This window comes from Pseudomonas syringae group sp. J254-4, from assembly GCF_032586855.1.
GTDB lineage: Bacteria > Pseudomonadota > Gammaproteobacteria > Pseudomonadales > Pseudomonadaceae > Aquipseudomonas > Aquipseudomonas amygdali.
In genome coordinates, this window is sequence record NZ_JAWHOO010000007.1 from 16,025 (window position 1) to 34,458 (window position 18,434).

Below are 18,434 nucleotides of genomic sequence, written 5' to 3' on the forward strand. Positions count from 1 at the left end.
TTGGACTTCGTCAGATCAGCGCAGGGATGCTCGGTACGCTTCGACGAGAAGCGCCGCATCCTCGCCTGGAGGCTGGCGCTCCACTCATCAAACGTCCCTGACTCAGAAAAAGAAGAGATCGACCATGAAGTTCGAACCCCTCGCCAGATCGCTGATAGCGACGGCATTGATCGTCGCTTATTCCCCCTCATTTGCTGCATCACAAGCCCCGGTTGCCGCCGAAAACGGCATGGTCGTGACGGCTCAGCACCTGGCTACCCATGTGGGTGTCGATGTACTCAAGGCTGGCGGCAACGCCGTCGATGCGGCTGTAGCGGTCGGTTACGCGCTGGCGGTGGTCTATCCTGCGGCCGGTAACCTCGGTGGCGGCGGCTTCATGACCGTCCAGTTGGCGGACGGGCGCAAGACTTTCCTCGACTTCCGCGAAAAGGCACCTCTGGCCGCGACGGCCAACATGTACCTGGACAAGGACGGCAAGGTCATTCCTGATCTCAGTGCCAAAGGTCATCTGGCCGTTGGCGTGCCGGGCACCGTGTCCGGCATGGAAATGGCCCTGAGCAAGTACGGCACCCGCAAACGCGAAGAAGTTATCGCCCCGGCGATCAAGCTGGCCGAGGAGGGCTTTGTGCTGGGTCAGGGCGATGTCGACATGCTGTCGAGCGCCACGGAGGTGTTCAAGGCAGATATGGCTGATTCCGGGTCGATCTTCCTCGACAAGGGCGAGCCGATGCAGGTCGGTCAGAAGCTGGTGCAGAAAGACCTGGCCAAGACTCTTAAAGAAATCTCCGATAAGGGCAGCGATGGTTTCTACAAGGGCTGGGTCGCCAAGGCTCTGGTCGATTCAAGCCAGGCTGGCAAGGGCATCATCACCCAGGCCGACCTCGATCATTACAAGACCCGCGAGCTGGCTCCGGTCGAATGCGACTACCGTGGCTACCACGTGGTGTCAGCGCCACCTCCAAGTTCCGGTGGCGTGGTCATCTGCCAGATTCTGAACATCCTCGAGGGCTACCCGATGAAAGAGCTGGGCTTCCGCTCGGCGCAGGGTATGCATTATCAGATCGAAGCCATGCGTCATGCCTACGTAGACCGCAACAGCTATCTGGGCGACCCCGATTTCGTCAAGAACCCGGTCGAGCACCTGCTGGACGTGAAGTACGCGGCCAAGCTGCGTGAGGCCATCGAGCCGCAAAAGGCTGGCGACTCGAACAAGATCAAACCGGGCGTCGCGCCCCATGAAGGCAGCAACACCACCCATTATTCGATCGTCGACAAATGGGGCAATGCGGTCTCGGTGACCTACACCCTGAACAACTGGTTCGGCGCGGGCGTGATGGCCAGCAAGACCGGTGTGATTCTCAACGACGAAATGGATGACTTCACCGTCAAGGTCGGCGTGCCCAACATGTATGGTCTGGTGCAGGGCGAAGCCAACGCCATCGCGCCGGGCAAGACGCCGCTGTCTTCGATGAGCCCGACCATCGTCACCAAGGACGGCAAGGCTGTGATGGTCGTCGGCACGCCGGGCGGCAGCCGCATCATTACCGCCACGCTGCTGACCATGCTCAACGTCATCGACTACGGCATGAACATTCAGGAAGCGGTGGATGCGCCGCGCTTCCACCAGCAATGGCAGCCTGAGGAAACCAACATCGATACCTTCGCGGTCAGCCCTGACACGCTGAAGATTCTTGAGAGCTGGGGCCACAAGTTTGCCGGTCCGCAGCCACTCAATCATGTGGCAGCGATTCTGGTCGGCGCGCCTTCGCTGGGCGGCAAACCGGTCGGTAACAACCGCTTCTACGGTGCCAACGACCCGCGTCGCAACACCGGGTTGTCACTGGGCTACTGAGTCACTCTGTGATCACGCCACGGTTCCGAGCTTCAGGACCGTGGCGTTTTCGTTTCTGGTGCCGGGTCAGTTGCTTACCCAACGCTGTCTGCTCCAGCCGCTCAACGCGTCAACGGCGAACACCAGGATCAGCATCGCCAGAATCACGGTGCTGGCCTGCGCTTCCTGAAACAGGCTGAGACTTATGTAAAGCATCTGGCCCAACCCACCCGCGCCAACAAAACCCAGCACGCTGGCCATGCGAATGTTGTTCTCCCAGCGGTACAGCGTGTAGGCCAGCAACTGCGGCCACAGGTTGGGCAGGGTGCCATAGCCGAATGCCTGCCAGGCGCTACCGCCTTGCAGGCGAATGGCAGCGGCGGGCTCGGGCGCGGTGTTTTCCAGCGCTTCGGCAAACAGACGGCCCAGAACGCCCGTGGTGTGCAGTGCCAGCGCAAGCGTGCCTGCATTGGGGCCGAGCCCGGCAGCCAGCACCATCAACACGGCCCACACCAGTTCCGGAATGGCACGCAGTGCATTGAGCAGCAGACGACTCACGCTGCGCAACGGCCAGCCCAGGCGACCGGCAGCGGGCAATGCCAGCAACAAACCTGCGATGGCAGCCAGCAACGTGCCAAGTGCCGACATGGCCAGCGTTTCCAGAGCGCCCTGGCCGATTGCCTGCAAATGCTCACTGCTGAGGTCCGGGCTCATGAAGCGCAATGCATAACGGCCCATCTGTGTCAGGTTGTCATGATTGCCCAGGGTGAAGAGGTCGAGGCCGAGGTACATAAACGATGCGATCACTGCCGTAATCATCGCCAGCACCAGCAGCAGATTGCCTGCGCGCTTCATGTGAACTGCCTGCGCAGCAGGCGGCTGAGCTGGTCGGCGAGCAGCACCAGCAGCAGGAAGGTCAGCAGCATGCTCGCCACTTCGTCACCGGCGAACATGCGCATCGACAGGTCGATCTGCTGACCCAGTCCGCCTGCGCCGACGAAACCCATGACCACCGAAGCGCGCACGGCGCACTCCCAGCGGTACACAGTGTACGACGTCAATTCGGCGGCCGCGTTGGGCAGGATGCCGTAAGCCAGCGCGGCCAGGCGACCGCTGCCTGCCTGGAGCAGCGCGTGGGCCGGGCGTTGGTCCACCGATTCGAAAATCTCCGCGTACACCTTGCCGAGCATGCCCGCATAGGTGATGGCGATGGCCAGCACGCCGGCCGTCGGGCCCAGGCCGACCGCGCGCACGAACAACAGCGCCCAGACGATTTCCGGCACGCTGCGCAGGAAGATCAACACGCCGCGTACCGGCCAGCGCAGGCATTGGCCGAGCCAGCCGGGACGCCCGCCGCGTGAGGCGGCCGACAGGGACAGCGCCTTGCTGGCGAGCAGGCTTGCCGGTACAGCCAGCAGCAGAGCAAGGGCGATGCCAGCCGTGGCGATAGCCAGCGTTTGCAATGTCGCCTCCAGCAACAGCCCGAGGAATTCTGCAGAGTGCGCCACCGGCCAGAACCCAGCGAGAAAGCTGCCCATCGTCCTGGCGTTATCGGCTTGCAGTAATACAAACGGGTTCAGTTCGGCCAGCCGAATGCCCGGCCAGAGCAGGGCGACCGTCAGCAGCGTCAGCAACAGGCGTGGCGTTGCCGCCGGGTCGCGCTGATCCTGAGTCAGCATCGCGACGTCCAGAGTGTTTCAGCCACATCCGGGGCAGGCTGAGGGCTCAGTTGTTCATTGGCATACAGGGTGTCGAGATGCTGCCGGTCGACCTCGTTTGCGGCGAGGTCGAAGTGAACTTGCCCGTCGCGCACCCCGATGATTCGCGGAAAGTGCGCCAGCGCCAGCTCCACCGCATGCAGACTGGCGACCAGCGTCACGTGGTGCTCGATGGCGTGCTGGCATAACAGCGCAAGGGTGTGATCGGCCAGACGCGGGTCCATCGCCGAAACCGGCTCGTCGGCCAGCAGCAGTTCAGGTGCCTGATACAAGGCGCGGGCGATGCCAACGCGTTGCAGCTGCCCGCCAGACAACTGCTGGCAGCGCTCGAACAGTTTGTCCGCGAGGTCCAGACGTGCCAGCACTTCGCGGGTGCCAGAAACGTCCAGTGGGTGCAGCAGGTTCAGCAGACTTTTGCCCAGCCCCCATTGACCAAGTTTGCCCGCCGACACTGCAGTGATGACCCGCTGGCGCGCGGGTAACGGCGGTGCCTGATGGATCAGCGCAATGCGGCTACGCAGGCGCTGGCGGCGTTTGCTGGAAAGCTGCCAGGGATCAGCCCCCAGCACTTCCAGTTGTCCGGCACTGGGCGGCAACGCGCTGGCCAGCAGATTGAGCAGCGTTGTCTTGCCCGCACCCGACGGCCCGATGATCGCGACCCGCTCGCCACCAGCGATGTTCAGATCAAGACCGCGCAACGCCAGTGTGCCGTCGCTGTGGCGCAGTTCGATGCCGGACAGACGCAGGGTCATTTCAGCAGGTCGGCAGCGCGAGCGGCTTCTTCGATGCCTTTGTAGTTCTCGGGCTTGGTCTCGATGAAGCGGCTGGCAGCCTGAAGATCAAGGATTGCCTTCTGCTCCGGGTTGGCCGGGTCAAGGTCAAGGAAGGCCTGTTTGATCTTCGCCGCCAGCGCCGGGTCGAGGCTGCCGCGTACAGTCCAGTTGTAGTCGAAATACGTTGGCGTGGTCTGGAAGACGTGAACCTTGCTGGTGTCGACCTTGCCGCTGGCGACCAGTTTGTCCCAGACGCTGGCGTTGAGCACGCCTGCATCGACCTTGCCCGCTTGAACCCAGGCAGCGGTCGCGTCATGCGCGCCGGAGTAGGCGACGCGGCTGAAGAACGTTTCCGGCTTGATGTTTTCCTTGAGCATGAAATAACGCGGCATCAGGCTGCCGGAAGTGGACGACACCGAGCCGAAGGCAAACGTCTTGCCCTTGAGGTCCGCCAGGGTTTTCACGTTCGGGTCGGAGGTGATGAATTTGCTGGTGAATTTCGCATCCTGCTCGCGTTGTACCAGCGGCACCGCATTACCGGTCTTGAGGTTGACCTGAACGAAGGTGAAGCCGCCCAGCCAGGCCATGTCGAGCCGGTCAGTGGCCAGCGCTTCGACCACTGCCGGGTAATCCGCGACCGGAACGAACTCGACTTTCATGCCCAGCCGTTGCTCCAGATAAGCACCCAGCGGCTTGAACTTGCGCAGCAGTTCGGTGGGCGCTTCGTCGGGAATGGCCGAGACGCGAAGGGTGTCGGCCGCATGGCTGGTCAGCGCGGAGAAGGACAGGGCAAGGCCGGCGGCGAGCGCCAGGGTACGCTTGAGCATGGAGGTTCTCCGGTTCAATAGCGGAAAAAGGATAACGTGACGCCCGCCAGCACGAGCAGGCGGCGCTTCACAGAATTCGGTGGTGATGCGCGGGGATTATAAGAGGCATGGCGAGAAAGGCCAGTTCGGCAGATTCATCGCCCGAGTGCACGATCGGCGCACGACGCGGTTTGCGCTGATAAGGGAACAGCCCCTAGACTCCACAGCCTGTTTCCCAGTAACCGAGAGTGTCGCAATGAATGAGCCAATCCGCCTGACCCAGTACAGTCATGGAGCAGGGTGTGGCTGCAAGATTTCCCCCAAGGTGCTGGACGTGATCCTCGCTGGCAGCGGCGCTCAGAACCTCGACCCCAAGCTCTGGGTCGGCAATGCCTCGCGCGATGACGCGGCGGTCTATGCACTGGATGACGAGCGCGGCGTGGTCTCGACCACTGACTTCTTCATGCCCATCGTCGATGACCCGTTCGACTTCGGCCGTATCGCCGCGACCAATGCCATTAGTGATATCTATGCGATGGGCGGCGATCCGCTGATGGCCATCGCCATCCTCGGCTGGCCGGTCAATATCCTCCCGCCAGAAGTGGCGCGTGAAGTCATTCGCGGTGGTCGTGCCGTCTGCGACGCTGCCGGTATTCCGCTGGCGGGCGGGCACTCCATCGACGCGCCGGAGCCGATCTTCGGTCTGGCGGTGACCGGCGTGGTGCAGAAAAAGCACATGAAACGCAACGACACCGCCCTGGCGGGGTGCACCTTGTACCTGACCAAGCCGTTGGGCATCGGCATCCTCACCACCGCCGAGAAAAAGTCGAAGTTGCGCGATGAAGACATTGGTCTGGCGCGCGACTGGATGTGTACCTTGAACAAGCCGGGCAGTCGCTTCGGCAAGCTGGCCGGGGTGCTGGCAATGACCGATGTCACCGGCTTCGGTCTGCTCGGGCATCTGGTTGAAATGGCTGATGGTGCAGGCTTGACCGCTCGTCTGGATTACGCCGCTGTACCGCGCCTGCCCGGCGTCGAGCATTACATTGCCGAGGGCTGTGTGCCGGGCGGCACGTTGCGCAATTTTGAAAGCTATGGCGACAGGATCGCTGCGCTGAGCGAGGCCCAGCGCGACCTGCTGTGCGACCCACAGACCAGCGGCGGTCTGCTGGTCGCGGTCAGCCCTGAAGGTGAGGCGGAGTTTCTGAAGGTGGCTGCCGAACTGGGCCTGCTGCTCAATCCTATCGGCACCCTACGTGAGCGACAGACCCACGCCGTCGAGGTGTTCTGATGGCCGACAACAGCAGCGACTACCGCACACTTTTTCTCAATGACGTGCCGATGATGGACGCTCGTGCTCCGGTGGAGTTTTCCAAGGGGGCTTTTCCTGGTGTGATCAACCTGCCGCTGATGAACGACATCGAGCGGCAGAAGGTCGGTACCTGCTACAAGCAACACGGTCAGGACGCCGCTATCCAGCTCGGGCATCAATTGGTCTGCGGTCAGGTCAAGGACGAACGTGTCCGCGCGTGGATCGAGTTCGCCAGGGCGAATCCGGATGGCTACCTGTACTGCTTTCGTGGCGGCCTGCGCTCGCAGACGGTCCAGCGCTGGCTGAAGGATGCCGGGGTCGACTACCCGCGCGTTCTTGGCGGCTACAAGGCGATGCGCACGTTTCTGCTGGATACCCTGCACGAGGTGGTGAGCGAGTGCGATATCGTCGTGCTCGGCGGAATGACCGGCACGGGCAAGACCGAAGTGTTGACGCAGCTGCGCAACAGCCTGGACCTGGAAGGCATCGCCAACCACCGCGGCTCCAGCTTCGGTAAGCGTGCCACCGGGCAGCCGGCGCAGATCGACTTCGAGAACCGGCTGGCCATCGATTTGCTCAAGAAGCGCGCAGCCGGTATCGAACAATTCGTCGTGGAAGATGAAAGCCGTCTGGTCGGCAGTTGCAACGTGCCGCTGGAGCTTCATCAAGCAATGCAAGGCTGCCCGATGGTCTGGCTGGAAGACAGCTTCGAGAACCGCGTCGAGCGCATTCTCGACGACTATGTGATCAACCTCTGCGCAGAGTTCATCACCGTCAAGGGCGAAGAGCAGGGCTTTGGCCTGTTCGCTGAGCGTCTATTGCAGAGCCTGAACAACATTCACAAACGCCTGGGCGGCGAGCGTCATCAACGCTTGTCCGGCCTTATGCAGGCAGCGCTGGACGAGCAACAGCGCAGCGGTAAGGTTGATCTGCACAGGGGCTGGATCGAGGGCCTGCTCGGCGAATATTACGACCCGATGTACGCTTATCAGCGCGAACATAAAGCTGCGCGTATCGAATTCGCCGGCAACCAAATGGACGTGCTGGCCTATTTGCGCGAGCGGTCTGACAAACGTTAGGCCCCACTTTTTATCGACCTGGGCAGGGATGCCATGCACTCAATTCTCGACTTCTATCAAACCCTCGGCTGGGGCCTTTCGGCGCTGGTGATCGGCACTTTTCTGCTGGCCGGCACGGTCAAAGGTGTCATTGGCCTCGGCCTGCCCACTGTAGCGATGGGCTTACTGGGGCTGGCCATGCTGCCGGCGCAGGCTGCGGCGCTGCTGATCATTCCATCGACCTTCACCAACGTCTGGCAACTGGCGACGGGCGGAAACCTGCGACCGCTGCTGAAGCGGCTATGGCCGATGCTGGGCATGATTCTCATTGGTACTCTGGCCGGGGCTTTCTGGCTTGGCATGAGCGGCAGTCATTCGATGACGCGAGCATTGGGCGGTGCGCTGTTTCTTTATGCATTGAGCGGGCTGTTGCTGCCGACCTTCAGGGTCGCGGCCGCCAAAGAGCGCTGGCTGGGGCCGTTGTGCGGCCTGATTACCGGGGTTATCGCTTCGGCCACCGGCGTGTTCGTGATTCCCGTGGTGCCTTATTTGCAGGCTTTGGGGCTTGAACGCAATCAACTGGTGCAGGCGCTGGGGTTGTCCTTCACTGTTTCCACGCTGGCGTTGGCAGCGGGCTTGTCGTGGAACGGTGCGCTGGGCGGCGCAGAACTGGGCGCATCCACATTGGCGCTGATGCCAGCCCTGTTGGGCATGCTGCTGGGGCAATGGCTGCGCCAGCGAATCAGCGCGGCGCTGTTCAAGCGCGTGTTCTTCATCGGCATGGGGCTGTTAGGGCTGCACCTGCTGATAAAGGGTTGAGCCTGATGGGGTAAACCTGTCTTCATCCGCTCAGGCATTTTTCTCAATAGTCTTAACGCCATTCGTGACTGTGAAGCAAGAGTATTTTGCCCTTCGCTGTCTTACTCATGGGCGCACATCTCTTTACTCTCGGCTCATCCATTAATCACCTCCATCTCAGCCTCAAGACGGGCGGGGTCGGGTAGCGAGAGATCAGCCATGAAAAAAGTATTGTTCCTCAACGGCGGCAAGCAGTTCGCGCACTCCGATGGTCGTTACAACGCAACCCTGCATCAGGCTGGTGTGGCGTTCATGGACCGTGCCGGTTTTGATGTGAAGGAAACCTTCATTGACGGCGGTTACAACGTGGCCGAGGAAGTGCAGAAGTTTCTCTGGGCCGATGTCATCGTCTGGCAAATGCCTGGCTGGTGGATGGGTGCGCCGTGGACAGTGAAAAAATACATTGATGAAGTGTTCACCGAAGGGCACGGCAGCCTGTACGCCAATGACGGCCGCACCCGTTCGGATGCGTCGCAGACGTATGGCAGCGGTGGCTTGCTGCAGGGCAAGCAATACATGATTTCCGCGACCTGGAATGCGCCACAGAAAGCCTTCGATGACGCTTCTGATTTCTTCGAGGCCAAGGGTGTCGAGGCGGTGTACTTCCCGTTTCACAAGGCCAACGAGTTTCTGGGTATGACCGGGCTGCCGACGTTTCTGGCAGTGGACGTGATGAAAATGCCGAATATCGAAGCGGATGTGCAGCGTTACGAGGCTCACCTGGGCAAAGTGTTTGGTGCGCAGTAAGCACAACCTTTGCACTGAACAGCGCTAATATCCTCTGAGCGTTGAGCAGGGGACAACAGTGAAAGCCAGATCTGATGAATTGCAGGTGTTTGTCTCGGTCATCGAAAGCGGTTCGATTTCCGCGGCGGCAGAGAAAATGGGCCAGACGCCCTCCGGTGTCAGCCGTACCCTGTCACGTCTGGAAGCCAAGCTTGAAACCACGCTGATCAACCGCACGACGCGGCGCATGGACCTGACCGAGGAGGGCAAGTTCTTTCTGGAACGGGCCCGCCATATTCTTGAGCAGATGGAAAGCCTGGAAGAAAGGCTCTCTTCCTCCCGGCAGACGCCCGCCGGCCGCTTGCGTATCAATGCCGCGTCACCGTTCATGCTGCATTGCATCGTGCCGCATGTGGCGGAGTTTCGTCAGCGTTACCCGGATATCGAACTGGAACTCAACAGTGATGACTGGTTCATCGACCTGCTTGAGCAGAGCACCGATATTGCCATTCGAATCGGCGTGCTGCCTGACTCGACCCTGCATGCCCGCTCGCTGGGCAGTTGCCTGCTGAATATCGTCGCCAGCCCGGCTTACCTGCAACGCCACGGCAGCCCGAAAACCGCAGAAGATCTGGCGCAACACGTATTGGTCGGTTTCACACACGTGGAATCTCTCAATCAATGGCCGTTGCGCCACGCTGAGGGCGATCGCCTGTCCATCAAGCCTGCCATCTCGGCATCCAGCGGTGACACCTTGCGCCATCTGGTGCTGGAGGGCGTGGGAATCGCCTGTCTTTCCGACTTCATGACCAACGATGACCTGCGCGAGGGGCGGCTGGTCTGTCTGTTGAAGGGCGCCAACAGTGGCTATCGTCAGCCGATTCATGCCGTGTACTACCGCAATTCGCGACTGGCGTTGAGGATTCAGTGTTTTCTGGATTTCATGCAGGAGAAACTTGCTGGCTACACACACTGAAGGTGCTTGAGCGCGATGGGCGTTGTGCGCAGGTAATAAAAAGCCCGTCACGCTGGACGGGCTTTTCGGTTGCGATGGCTGTCAGTGTGTGCGGGCGACCGCAAACTCGCTCAGCTCGACCAGTGCATCCCGGTACTCGCTGGGCGGCAGGGCGTCCAGACAGGCAATCGCGCGGGCGGCATAGTCACGGGCCAGTTGTGCGGTGTAGTCCAGCGCTCCAGCGCTTTCCACAGCATTGCGAATGCTTTCCAGATCTTCCAGACCACCTTTCTGGATCGCCTGACGAACCAGCGCGGCCTGCTCCGGGCTGCCTTCACGCATGGTGTAGATCAGCGGCAGGGTCGGCTTGCCTTCGGCAAGGTCGTCGCCGACGTTCTTGCCCAGGGTTTCGGCATCGCCACGGTAGTCCAGCAGGTCATCGACCAGCTGGAAAGCCACGCCCAGATGGTCGCCGAAGGTGCGCAGCGCTTCGCTCTGTACCTCTGGTGCGTTGCACAGGGCTGCGGCACTGTGAGTCGAGGCTTCGAACAGCATGGCTGTCTTGCCGCGAATCACTTCCATGTAGGTTTCTTCAGTGGTGCTGGCGTCGCGAATCTTCGACAACTGCAGCACTTCGCCTTCGGCAATGATACGGGTCGCCTTGGACAGGATTCTCATGACTTCCATCGAGCCCAGTTCGACCATCATTTCGAACGAGCGCGAATACAGGAAGTCGCCGACCAGCACGCTGGGCGCATTGCCCCACAGTGCGTTGGCGGTGGATCGACCACGACGCATGCCGGACATGTCGACGACGTCGTCATGCAGCAGGGTTGCGGTGTGGAGGAATTCGATGGTGGCGGCCAGCAGGCGAAGGTCATCGCCTTCGCGGCCCAGCGCCTTGCCACACAGCAGTACCAGCAACGGACGCAGACGCTTGCCGCCTGCCGACGTAATGTAATCACCGATTTTCGAGACCAGCGGTACGCGCGACGTCAGTTGCTTTTTGATGATAAGGTCAACGGCACTAAAGTCGTCCGCCACCGCGCGATAGAAGGCTTGGGGTTGCATCAGCGACACGTGCTCCGGATAGGTTGCGCCGCATGCTAGGTCGCGGGGTAGAGCGTGTCAAGGTATGACGACCCGCCTCTTGCAACACACGAATGCCTTGCGTACAATCGCGCACCCTAACTTTCCTGGGCAGCACCTGCCTTACGCAATGCAAACGGGCCGTTCCAGCCCCATGCAGCCATGCCAGCCGATACTCTTCTTATAAAGAGCTGGGTGAGCAGGATTTTCGGAGAAATACCATGTACGCAGTAATTGTTACCGGTGGCAAGCAGTACAAAGTCGCCCCAGGTGAATACCTGAAAATTGAAAAACTGGAAATCGCTACTGGCGAATCCGTCACTTTCGACCGCGTTCTGCTGGTTGGCAATGGCGACGACGTCAACATCGGTGCTCCAGTTGTTGCTGGCGCTACCGTTGTGGCTGAAGTGGTTTCGCAAGGTCGTCACGATAAGGTTCGTATCATCAAGTTCCGTCGTCGTAAGCACCACATGAAGCGTATGGGCCACCGCCAGTGGTACACCGAGATCAAAATCACAGGTATTCAGGCTTAATTCAGCCTAATCCTCATTTGGAGAATTGACTCATGGCACACAAAAAAGCTGGTGGTAGTACCCGTAACGGGCGCGACTCAGAAGCCAAACGCCTTGGCGTGAAGATGTATGGCGGCCAGGCTATCATTCCTGGCAACATCATCGTGCGTCAGCGCGGTACCCAATTCCACGCTGGCTACGGCGTTGGCATGGGTAAAGATCACACCCTGTTCGCGAAAGTGGAAGGCGTGATCAAGTTTCAGGTCAAGGGCGCCTTCGGTCGCCGCTACGTGAGCATCGTTCCGAAGACTGAAGTCTCCGCAGCGTAATCACGCAGTTGCTTAAAAGCCCTGTCTTGCGACGGGGCTTTTTTGTTTGTAGAGGTAGAGAGGCAGGTGAGTCTCTTGCAAAACTGTTTGTGCGGGCTGTTGTGATGTTGACCCCTGGGGTCGCTGGTTTCTGATCGGTATCGCAACGCTCATTTTTGCAAGAGTCTTATGTAATTTATGTGGTTCTGCTCGTCCCTGTGGCGGGAGGCGTGCGTTATGAAATTTGTAGATGAAGTATCCATTCGAGTAAAAGCCGGTGACGGTGGCAACGGTTGCATGAGCTTCCGTCGCGAAAAATTCATTGAAAACGGTGGTCCGAACGGTGGTGATGGTGGTGATGGTGGCTCGATCTTCATGGTCGCCGACGTCAATCTGAATACGCTGGTCGACTACCGTTATACCCGTCACTTCGATGCCGAGCGCGGCTCCAATGGCGGCAGCGCAGACTGCACGGGTCGCAAGGGTGAGGAGCTGGTACTGCGTGTGCCGGTCGGGACCACCATCATCGACGCCACTACTCAAGAAATCATTGGTGACCTGACCAAGGACGGTCAGCGCCTGATGGTCGCCCAGGGCGGCTGGCACGGTCTGGGTAACACTCGATTCAAATCCAGTACCAACCGTGCTCCGCGTCAGACCACTCCGGGCAAGCCGGGTGATCAGCGTGATCTCAAGCTTGAGCTGAAAGTGCTGGCCGATGTTGGTTTGCTGGGCTTGCCAAACGCTGGCAAGAGCACCTTCATTCGCTCGGTATCCGCTGCCAAGCCAAAAGTCGCCGACTATCCATTCACCACGCTGGTGCCAAACCTGGGCGTTGTCAGTGTCGATCGCTGGAAGAGCTTTGTGGTGGCCGACATTCCAGGTCTGATCGAAGGTGCATCCGATGGTGCCGGTCTGGGGATTCGCTTCCTCAAGCATCTGGCGCGTACCCGCCTGCTGTTGCACCTCGTCGATATGGCGCCGCTGGATGAAAGCAGTGCTCCGGATGCCGCTGAAGTGATCGTCAACGAGCTGGAAAAATTCAGCCCGTCGCTGGCCGAGCGTGATCGCTGGCTGGTGCTGAACAAGTGTGACCAGATCCTCGAAGAGGAGCAGGAAGCGCGCAAGCAGGAGATCGTTGATCGTCTGGAGTGGACCGGCCCTGTTTACGTGATCTCTGCGATTGCCAAAGAAGGCACCGAGCAGTTGACCCGCGACATCATGCGTTACCTCGAAGAGCGCAGCCAGCGTATCGCCGAGGAGCCTGGTTATGCTGAAGAGCTGGCCGAGCTGGATCAGCGCATCGAAGACGAAGCCCGTGCTCAGTTGCAGGCGCTCGATGATCAGCGTGCACTGCGTCGCAGCGGCGTGAAGAGCGTGCATGACATTGGTGACGATGACTGGGACGAAGAAGATGTGGACGATGAAGACGGTCCGGAAATCATTTACGTCCGTGACTGATCGCTTGAAGTAAACTTGAACGCCGCTACGATTGTCAGCGGCGTTTTTGTATCCCGAATTTGAAAATCTCTGGCTAAGGTTGGAAGAAGATGCGCAGCAAAGTGACGGGCGCCCAGCGCTGGGTTGTGAAGATTGGCAGTGCCTTGCTGACCGCGGATGGCAAGGGCCTTGATCGCAACGCCATGGGTGTTTGGGTGGAGCAGATGGTGGCGCTGCATGAGGCGGGTGTCGAGCTGGTGCTGGTGTCTTCCGGGGCGGTGGCTGCCGGTATGAGCCGTCTTGGCTGGACGGCCCGACCCAGTGCCATGCATGAGCTTCAGGCTGCTGCGGCCATCGGTCAGATGGGCTTGGTGCAGGCGTGGGAGTCGAGTTTTGCCGAGCATGGCCGGCATACCGCGCAAATTCTGCTGACCCATGACGACCTGTCGGACCGCAAGCGCTACCTCAATGCCCGCAGTACCCTGCGCACGCTGGTCGAGCTTGGGGTTGTGCCGGTCATCAACGAAAACGACACAGTGGTCACCGACGAAATCCGTTTTGGCGATAACGACACGCTGGCGGCGCTGGTTGCCAATCTGGTCGAGGCCGATCTGCTGGTCATCCTGACTGACCGCGACGGCATGTTCGACGCTGATCCGCGCAACAACCCGGATGCACAACTCATTTACGAAGCGCGCGCCGATGATCCGGCGCTTGATGCTGTGGCCGGTGGTACAGGCGGCGCACTGGGGCGCGGTGGCATGCAGACCAAGTTGCGCGCTGCGCGTCTGGCGGCGCGTTCCGGTGCGCATACCGTCATTGTCGGCGGGCGTATCGAGCGTGTGCTGGCGCGGCTCAAGGGTGGCGAGCGTTTGGGTACATTGCTGTCTCCCGAGCGCGGCATGCTCGCGGCGCGCAAGCAGTGGCTGGCAGGGCACCTGCAGACTCGCGGCACGCTGGTGCTGGACGATGGCGCTGTTGCTGCGCTGGCCAAGGATCAGAAAAGTCTGCTGCCGGTGGGTGTCAAGCTGGTGCAGGGCAGTTTCCGGCGTGGCGAGATGGTGGTATGCGTCGCCCCGGACGGTCGCGAGATCGCTCGTGGGCTGAGCAACTACAGTGCCATCGAGGCCCAGAAAATCATTGGTCACTCTTCCGAATCCATCGTGCGTGAGCTGGGCTATATGGCCGAGCCTGAGCTGATTCATCGGGATAACCTGATCCTCGTCTGACTCGAGGCTGCAAAAAAGGACTATTTGATGCGCTTCATGAAAAGTTTGTTGGCGGCCGCGTTGCTGATGCCGGTGTTGGTCTCGGCTGAAGAGATCGGTCAGGTGTCTACGGTGTTCAAGATGGTCGGGCCGAACGATCGCATCGTGGTCGAGGCGTTTGACGATCCCAAGGTCGACGGCGTGACGTGCTACCTGTCACGCGCCAAGACCGGTGGCGTGAGGGGTGGTCTGGGATTGGCCGAGGACCGTGCCGAGGCGTCTATCGCCTGTCGTCAGGTCGGGCCTATACGCTTCAAGGAAACCCTCAAGGACGGCGACGAGGTGTTCAAGGAGCGTGCCTCGCTGGTCTTCAAGACCATGCAGGTGGTGCGGTTCTTCGACAAGAAGCGCAACGCGCTGGTGTACCTGGTCTACAGCGACCGGGTCATCGAAGGCAGCCCGCAGAATGCCGTGACCGCAATCCCGATCCTGCCATGGACAACCGCGCCCGCGCCTTGATGTGGCGCAGGGGTGGACGCAGAGCGTCCAGAACGGCATGCCGATGCGGAGCGTCGCACGATAGTTGAATTATCGTTCCTCACGCTCCAGCGTGGGAAAATGCCTGTCGTGACGCTCTGCGTCACAGGTTTCCGTTGCACCGGCTACTTTCCAGCAGGCAATAAAAAACCGACCCTGAGGTCGGTTTTTTAACAAGCGGGTCGCTTAGGCTGCAGCAGCAAGGCTCAGAGCCTTGATGTGACCGTTCAGACGACCTTTATGGCGAGCAGCCTTGTTCTTGTGGATGATGCCTTTATCGGCCATACGGTCGATAACAGGAACAGCCAGAACATAAGCGGCTTGCGCTTTTTCTGCGTCTTTTGCGTCGATGGCTTTAACTACATTCTTGATGTAGGTACGAACCATGGAACGCAGGCTGGCGTTGTGGCTGCGACGCTTCTCAGCCTGTTTTGCACGTTTTTTGGCGGAAGGTGTGTTGGCCACCGTCGAGCTCCTCGAAAGACTTTGTGAAATAGCAAACAAAATAGGCCGCGAATCATGCCGATGAGTTGAAGTCTTGTCAAGGGCAGTTAAGGTGTTCCGCTGAGTGGTTGCTACATTTGACCGGAGGATTTATTTCCGGCCTGTGACCTGTAAACTCGCGGCCTTTGCTTCGGGCGTTTTTGCGGCGCGAAGTATCGCATAAATGGCGGGCTTAATCGCCCATCCTTTGCCAAGGCGCACAACTCTTTCAATGAATCTACTCAAGTCACTCGCCGCCGTAAGCTCTATAACCATGGTTTCCCGGGTTCTGGGCTTTGTTCGCGACACCATCATCGCGCGCACTTTCGGAGCCGGAATGGCCACCGATGCGTTCTTCATCGCCTTCAAACTTCCCAACCTGCTGCGCCGGATTTTCGCAGAGGGCGCTTTTTCCCAGGCGTTCGTGCCTATCCTGGCGGAATACAAGAGCCAGCAAGGGGAGGAGGCGACCCGCACCTTTGTCGCTTACGTCACCGGGTTGCTGACCCTGGCGCTGGCGCTGGTGACGCTGCTCGGAGTGATCTTTGCACCCTGGGTGATATGGGCCACCGCGCCCGGCTTTGTCGACACCCCTGAGAAGTTTGCGCTGACCTCGGACCTGCTGCGGGTGACCTTTCCTTATATATTGCTGATCTCCCTGTCATCGATGGCCGGGGCGATCCTCAATACCTGGAACCGTTTCTCGGTGCCTGCGTTCGTGCCGACGCTGCTCAATGTCAGCATGATCTTCTTCGCGCTTTTTCTGACCCCGTACTTCGATCCCCCGGTCATGGCGCTGGGTTGGGCGGTGCTGGTCGGCGGCCTGCTACAGCTGCTCTACCAACTGCCACACCTGAAAAAGATCGGCATGCTGGTGCTGCCGCGCCTGAATCTGCGTGATACCGGCGTCTGGCGCGTAATGAAACAGATGCTGCCCGCCATCCTTGGCGTTTCTGTCAGTCAGATTTCTCTGATCATCAATACGATATTTGCCTCGTTCCTTGTCGCCGGTTCGGTGTCATGGATGTACTACGCCGACCGTCTGATGGAATTACCCTCCGGCGTACTGGGTGTTGCGCTGGGTACGATCCTGCTGCCGATCCTGTCGAAAACCTACGCGCAGCGCGATCGTCAGGAATATTCGCGGATTCTCGACTGGGGGCTGCGACTGTGTTTCGTGCTGGTCCTGCCTTGCACATTGGCGCTGGGGTTGCTCGCCGAGCCGTTGACCGTTTCGTTGTTCCAGTATGGTAGATTCGATGCGCTTGATTCAGCCATGACCCAGCGTGCTCTGGTTGCCTATTCAGTCGGGTTGCTGGGGATCATCCTGATCAAGGTGCTGGCTCCCGGCTTTTATGCCCAACAAAATATCCGCACCCCGGTGAAAATCGCGATCTTCACCCTCATAGTGACTCAGTTGCTCAACCTGGCCTTCATCGTGCCCTTGCAGCATGCCGGTCTGGCGCTTGCCATTAGTGTGGGGGCGTGTATCAACGCCGGGTTGCTGTTCTGGCAGCTGCGCAAACAGGAGCTGTTTCAGCCGCAACCTGGCTGGACGGTGTTTCTGTTGAAGCTGGTGGTGGCTGTTGCGGTGATGTCGGCTGTGCTGCTCGGGCTCATGCACGTCATGCCGGCGTGGGACGAAGGTCATATGCTGGAGCGCTTTCTGCGTCTGGGTGCGCTGGTTGCGGCGGGTGTCGTGACTTACTTCGCCATGCTTCTGTTGCTGGGCTTTCGCCTGAGGGATTTCGCCCGCAAGGCCATTATGTAGGCCCGGTTTGATCGTTGTTTTCTGGGGCCACGCCAAGAACCTTCATCCGGTCTTGGTGTGTTGCCTGTCGCCCACGGCCGTGTGTGGTTATAATCGGCCACTTTATGAGCAAGAAGTGCGTTATGCAGCTGGTTAGAGGCCTTCACAACCTGCGCCCCGAACATCGGGGCTGCGTCGCCACGATTGGCAATTTCGACGGCGTTCACCGCGGCCACCAGGCTATCCTGGCGCGTCTGCGCGAGCGTGCCGTCGAATTGGGTGTGCCCAGCTGTGTGGTGATTTTCGAGCCGCAGCCGCGTGAGTTCTTTGCTCCCGAGACCGCTCCGGCACGTCTGGCCCGACTGCGTGACAAACTCGAGCTGCTGAGTGCCGAAGGCGTTGACCGGGTACTTTGCCTGTCCTTCAATCAGCGACTGTGCAAGCTGAGTGCCGCGAGTTTCGTCGAAACCGTGCTGATCGACGGCCTCGGCGTTCAACACCTCGAAGTAGGCGACGATTTTCGCTTCGGTTTTGACCGGGTCGGCGATTTTGACTTCCTGCAACAGGCCGGCACGACGTATGGATTTACTGTAGAAGCGGCGCAGACCGTTGAAATAGATGGCATCCGGGTCAGCAGTACCAAGGTACGCAAGGCCTTGGCTGCGTCGGATTTTGCCCTGGCCGAACGCATGCTTGGTCGTCCGTTCCAGATCACTGGACGGGTATTGCATGGTCAGAAGCTGGCGCGTCAATTGGGTACGCCCACCGCCAATGTGCAACTCAAGCGTCGTCGTGTGCCGTTGAGCGGGGTTTACCTGGTCAGCACGGAAATTGATGGCAAAACCTGGCCGGGGGTCGCCAACATCGGTGTGCGCCCGACGGTAGCGGGTGATGGCAGTGCCCACCTTGAGGTGCACCTTCTGGATTTTGCCGGCGACCTTTACGACCGGCGTTTGACGGTGGCTTTCCACCACAAGCTGCGTGATGAGCAGCGTTTCGCCTCACTGGAGGCGCTCAAGACGGCGATCAATGCGGACGTCGCCGCCGCCCGTGCCCATTGGCATGGCTAA

The 18,434-nt window shown here is 59.9% G+C and carries 19 protein-coding genes; 13 read left to right on the forward strand and 6 right to left on the reverse strand.

Features of this window, described 5'->3' with window-relative positions:
- The first annotated feature begins 124 nt into the window (after nucleotides 1–124).
- The gene (gene ggt / locus RYB09_RS10760; protein ID WP_122281644.1) at nucleotides 125–1,852 is read left to right on the forward strand and encodes a gamma-glutamyltransferase; all 1,728 of its coding nucleotides are present in this window, start codon (nucleotides 125–127) and stop codon (nucleotides 1,850–1,852) included.
- Between the two features lie 66 nt (nucleotides 1,853–1,918).
- Here ggt and phnE read toward each other — a convergent pair whose 3' ends face one another.
- The 4 genes from phnE to RYB09_RS10780 are packed head-to-tail and all read right to left on the reverse strand — an operon-like array spanning nucleotide 1,919 to nucleotide 5,149.
- Complete coding sequence (gene phnE / locus RYB09_RS10765; protein WP_122281643.1) at nucleotides 1,919–2,686, reverse strand: phosphonate ABC transporter, permease protein PhnE; 768 nt, start codon at nucleotides 2,684–2,686, stop codon at nucleotides 1,919–1,921.
- Entirely contained in the window at nucleotides 2,683–3,510 is an 828-nt protein-coding gene (locus tag RYB09_RS10770) for a PhnE/PtxC family ABC transporter permease (protein ID WP_122281642.1), read from the reverse strand. The genes phnE and RYB09_RS10770 overlap by 4 nt, the downstream gene beginning before the upstream one ends.
- A complete protein-coding gene (locus tag RYB09_RS10775) occupies nucleotides 3,504–4,301 on the reverse strand; it encodes a phosphonate ABC transporter ATP-binding protein (RefSeq protein WP_316888288.1) in 798 nt (265 codons plus the stop codon). Before RYB09_RS10775 ends, RYB09_RS10770 begins: the two co-directional genes overlap by 7 nt.
- Nucleotides 4,298–5,149 (reverse strand): putative selenate ABC transporter substrate-binding protein, encoded by an 852-nt coding sequence (locus RYB09_RS10780; RefSeq protein ID WP_057454488.1) that lies wholly within the window; start codon nucleotides 5,147–5,149, stop codon nucleotides 4,298–4,300. Before RYB09_RS10780 ends, RYB09_RS10775 begins: the two co-directional genes overlap by 4 nt.
- Before the next feature lie 235 nt (nucleotides 5,150–5,384).
- Here RYB09_RS10780 and selD point away from each other — a divergent pair, with 235 nt between their 5' ends.
- From selD to RYB09_RS10805, 5 genes are all read left to right on the forward strand, one after another.
- Nucleotides 5,385–6,419 (forward strand): selenide, water dikinase SelD, encoded by a 1,035-nt coding sequence (gene selD, locus RYB09_RS10785; RefSeq protein ID WP_316888291.1) that lies wholly within the window; start codon nucleotides 5,385–5,387, stop codon nucleotides 6,417–6,419.
- Complete coding sequence (gene mnmH, locus RYB09_RS10790) at nucleotides 6,419–7,519, forward strand: tRNA 2-selenouridine(34) synthase MnmH (RefSeq protein ID WP_316888293.1); 1,101 nt, start codon at nucleotides 6,419–6,421, stop codon at nucleotides 7,517–7,519. Before selD ends, mnmH begins: the two co-directional genes overlap by 1 nt.
- A gap of 33 nt (nucleotides 7,520–7,552) precedes the next feature.
- Entirely contained in the window at nucleotides 7,553–8,317 is a 765-nt protein-coding gene (locus RYB09_RS10795; RefSeq protein ID WP_316888295.1) for a sulfite exporter TauE/SafE family protein, read from the forward strand.
- 198 nt (nucleotides 8,318–8,515) lie between these two features.
- A complete protein-coding gene (locus RYB09_RS10800; protein ID WP_057420755.1) occupies nucleotides 8,516–9,103 on the forward strand; it encodes an NAD(P)H-dependent oxidoreductase in 588 nt (195 codons plus the stop codon).
- Nucleotides 9,104–9,161: 58 nt separating this feature from the next.
- Complete coding sequence (locus tag RYB09_RS10805; RefSeq protein WP_005746377.1) at nucleotides 9,162–10,058, forward strand: LysR family transcriptional regulator; 897 nt, start codon at nucleotides 9,162–9,164, stop codon at nucleotides 10,056–10,058.
- Between the two features lie 81 nt (nucleotides 10,059–10,139).
- Here RYB09_RS10805 and RYB09_RS10810 read toward each other — a convergent pair whose 3' ends face one another.
- Nucleotides 10,140–11,108 carry a polyprenyl synthetase family protein gene (locus RYB09_RS10810; protein WP_004659642.1) on the reverse strand — a complete coding sequence of 323 codons (969 nt, stop codon included), beginning with the start codon at nucleotides 11,106–11,108 and terminating at the stop codon, nucleotides 10,140–10,142.
- Nucleotides 11,109–11,347: 239 nt separating this feature from the next.
- Here RYB09_RS10810 and rplU point away from each other — a divergent pair, with 239 nt between their 5' ends.
- The 5 genes from rplU to RYB09_RS10835 all read left to right on the forward strand — a co-directional run bounded on the left by rplU (nucleotide 11,348) and on the right by RYB09_RS10835 (nucleotide 15,113).
- Nucleotides 11,348–11,659, forward strand: a complete 312-nt coding sequence (gene rplU, locus RYB09_RS10815; RefSeq protein ID WP_002551971.1) for a 50S ribosomal protein L21 — start codon at nucleotides 11,348–11,350, stop codon at nucleotides 11,657–11,659.
- 32 nt (nucleotides 11,660–11,691) lie between these two features.
- Nucleotides 11,692–11,967, forward strand: coding sequence for a 50S ribosomal protein L27 (rpmA, locus tag RYB09_RS10820; protein ID WP_002551972.1), 276 nt, complete (start codon nucleotides 11,692–11,694; stop codon nucleotides 11,965–11,967).
- A gap of 216 nt (nucleotides 11,968–12,183) precedes the next feature.
- Nucleotides 12,184–13,407, forward strand: coding sequence for an Obg family GTPase CgtA (cgtA, locus tag RYB09_RS10825; RefSeq protein ID WP_002551973.1), 1,224 nt, complete (start codon nucleotides 12,184–12,186; stop codon nucleotides 13,405–13,407).
- Nucleotides 13,408–13,496: 89 nt separating this feature from the next.
- Nucleotides 13,497–14,615, forward strand: a complete 1,119-nt coding sequence (proB, locus tag RYB09_RS10830; protein WP_005746379.1) for a glutamate 5-kinase — start codon at nucleotides 13,497–13,499, stop codon at nucleotides 14,613–14,615.
- Nucleotides 14,616–14,642: 27 nt separating this feature from the next.
- A complete protein-coding gene (locus RYB09_RS10835) occupies nucleotides 14,643–15,113 on the forward strand; it encodes a CreA family protein (RefSeq protein ID WP_316888299.1) in 471 nt (156 codons plus the stop codon).
- A 204-nt stretch (nucleotides 15,114–15,317) separates the two neighbouring features.
- On the opposite strand, the gene rpsT is transcribed toward RYB09_RS10835, so the two are convergent.
- Nucleotides 15,318–15,596 carry a 30S ribosomal protein S20 gene (gene rpsT / locus RYB09_RS10840; protein ID WP_003344603.1) on the reverse strand — a complete coding sequence of 93 codons (279 nt, stop codon included), beginning with the start codon at nucleotides 15,594–15,596 and terminating at the stop codon, nucleotides 15,318–15,320.
- Nucleotides 15,597–15,846: 250 nt separating this feature from the next.
- On the opposite strand from rpsT, the gene murJ reads away from it, so the two are divergent.
- Both murJ and ribF read left to right on the forward strand, forming a co-directional pair.
- Nucleotides 15,847–17,385, forward strand: a complete 1,539-nt coding sequence (gene murJ, locus RYB09_RS10845; RefSeq protein ID WP_005746381.1) for a murein biosynthesis integral membrane protein MurJ — start codon at nucleotides 15,847–15,849, stop codon at nucleotides 17,383–17,385.
- Between the two features lie 122 nt (nucleotides 17,386–17,507).
- Nucleotides 17,508–18,434, forward strand: a complete 927-nt coding sequence (ribF, locus tag RYB09_RS10850) for a bifunctional riboflavin kinase/FAD synthetase (RefSeq protein WP_004659638.1) — start codon at nucleotides 17,508–17,510, stop codon at nucleotides 18,432–18,434.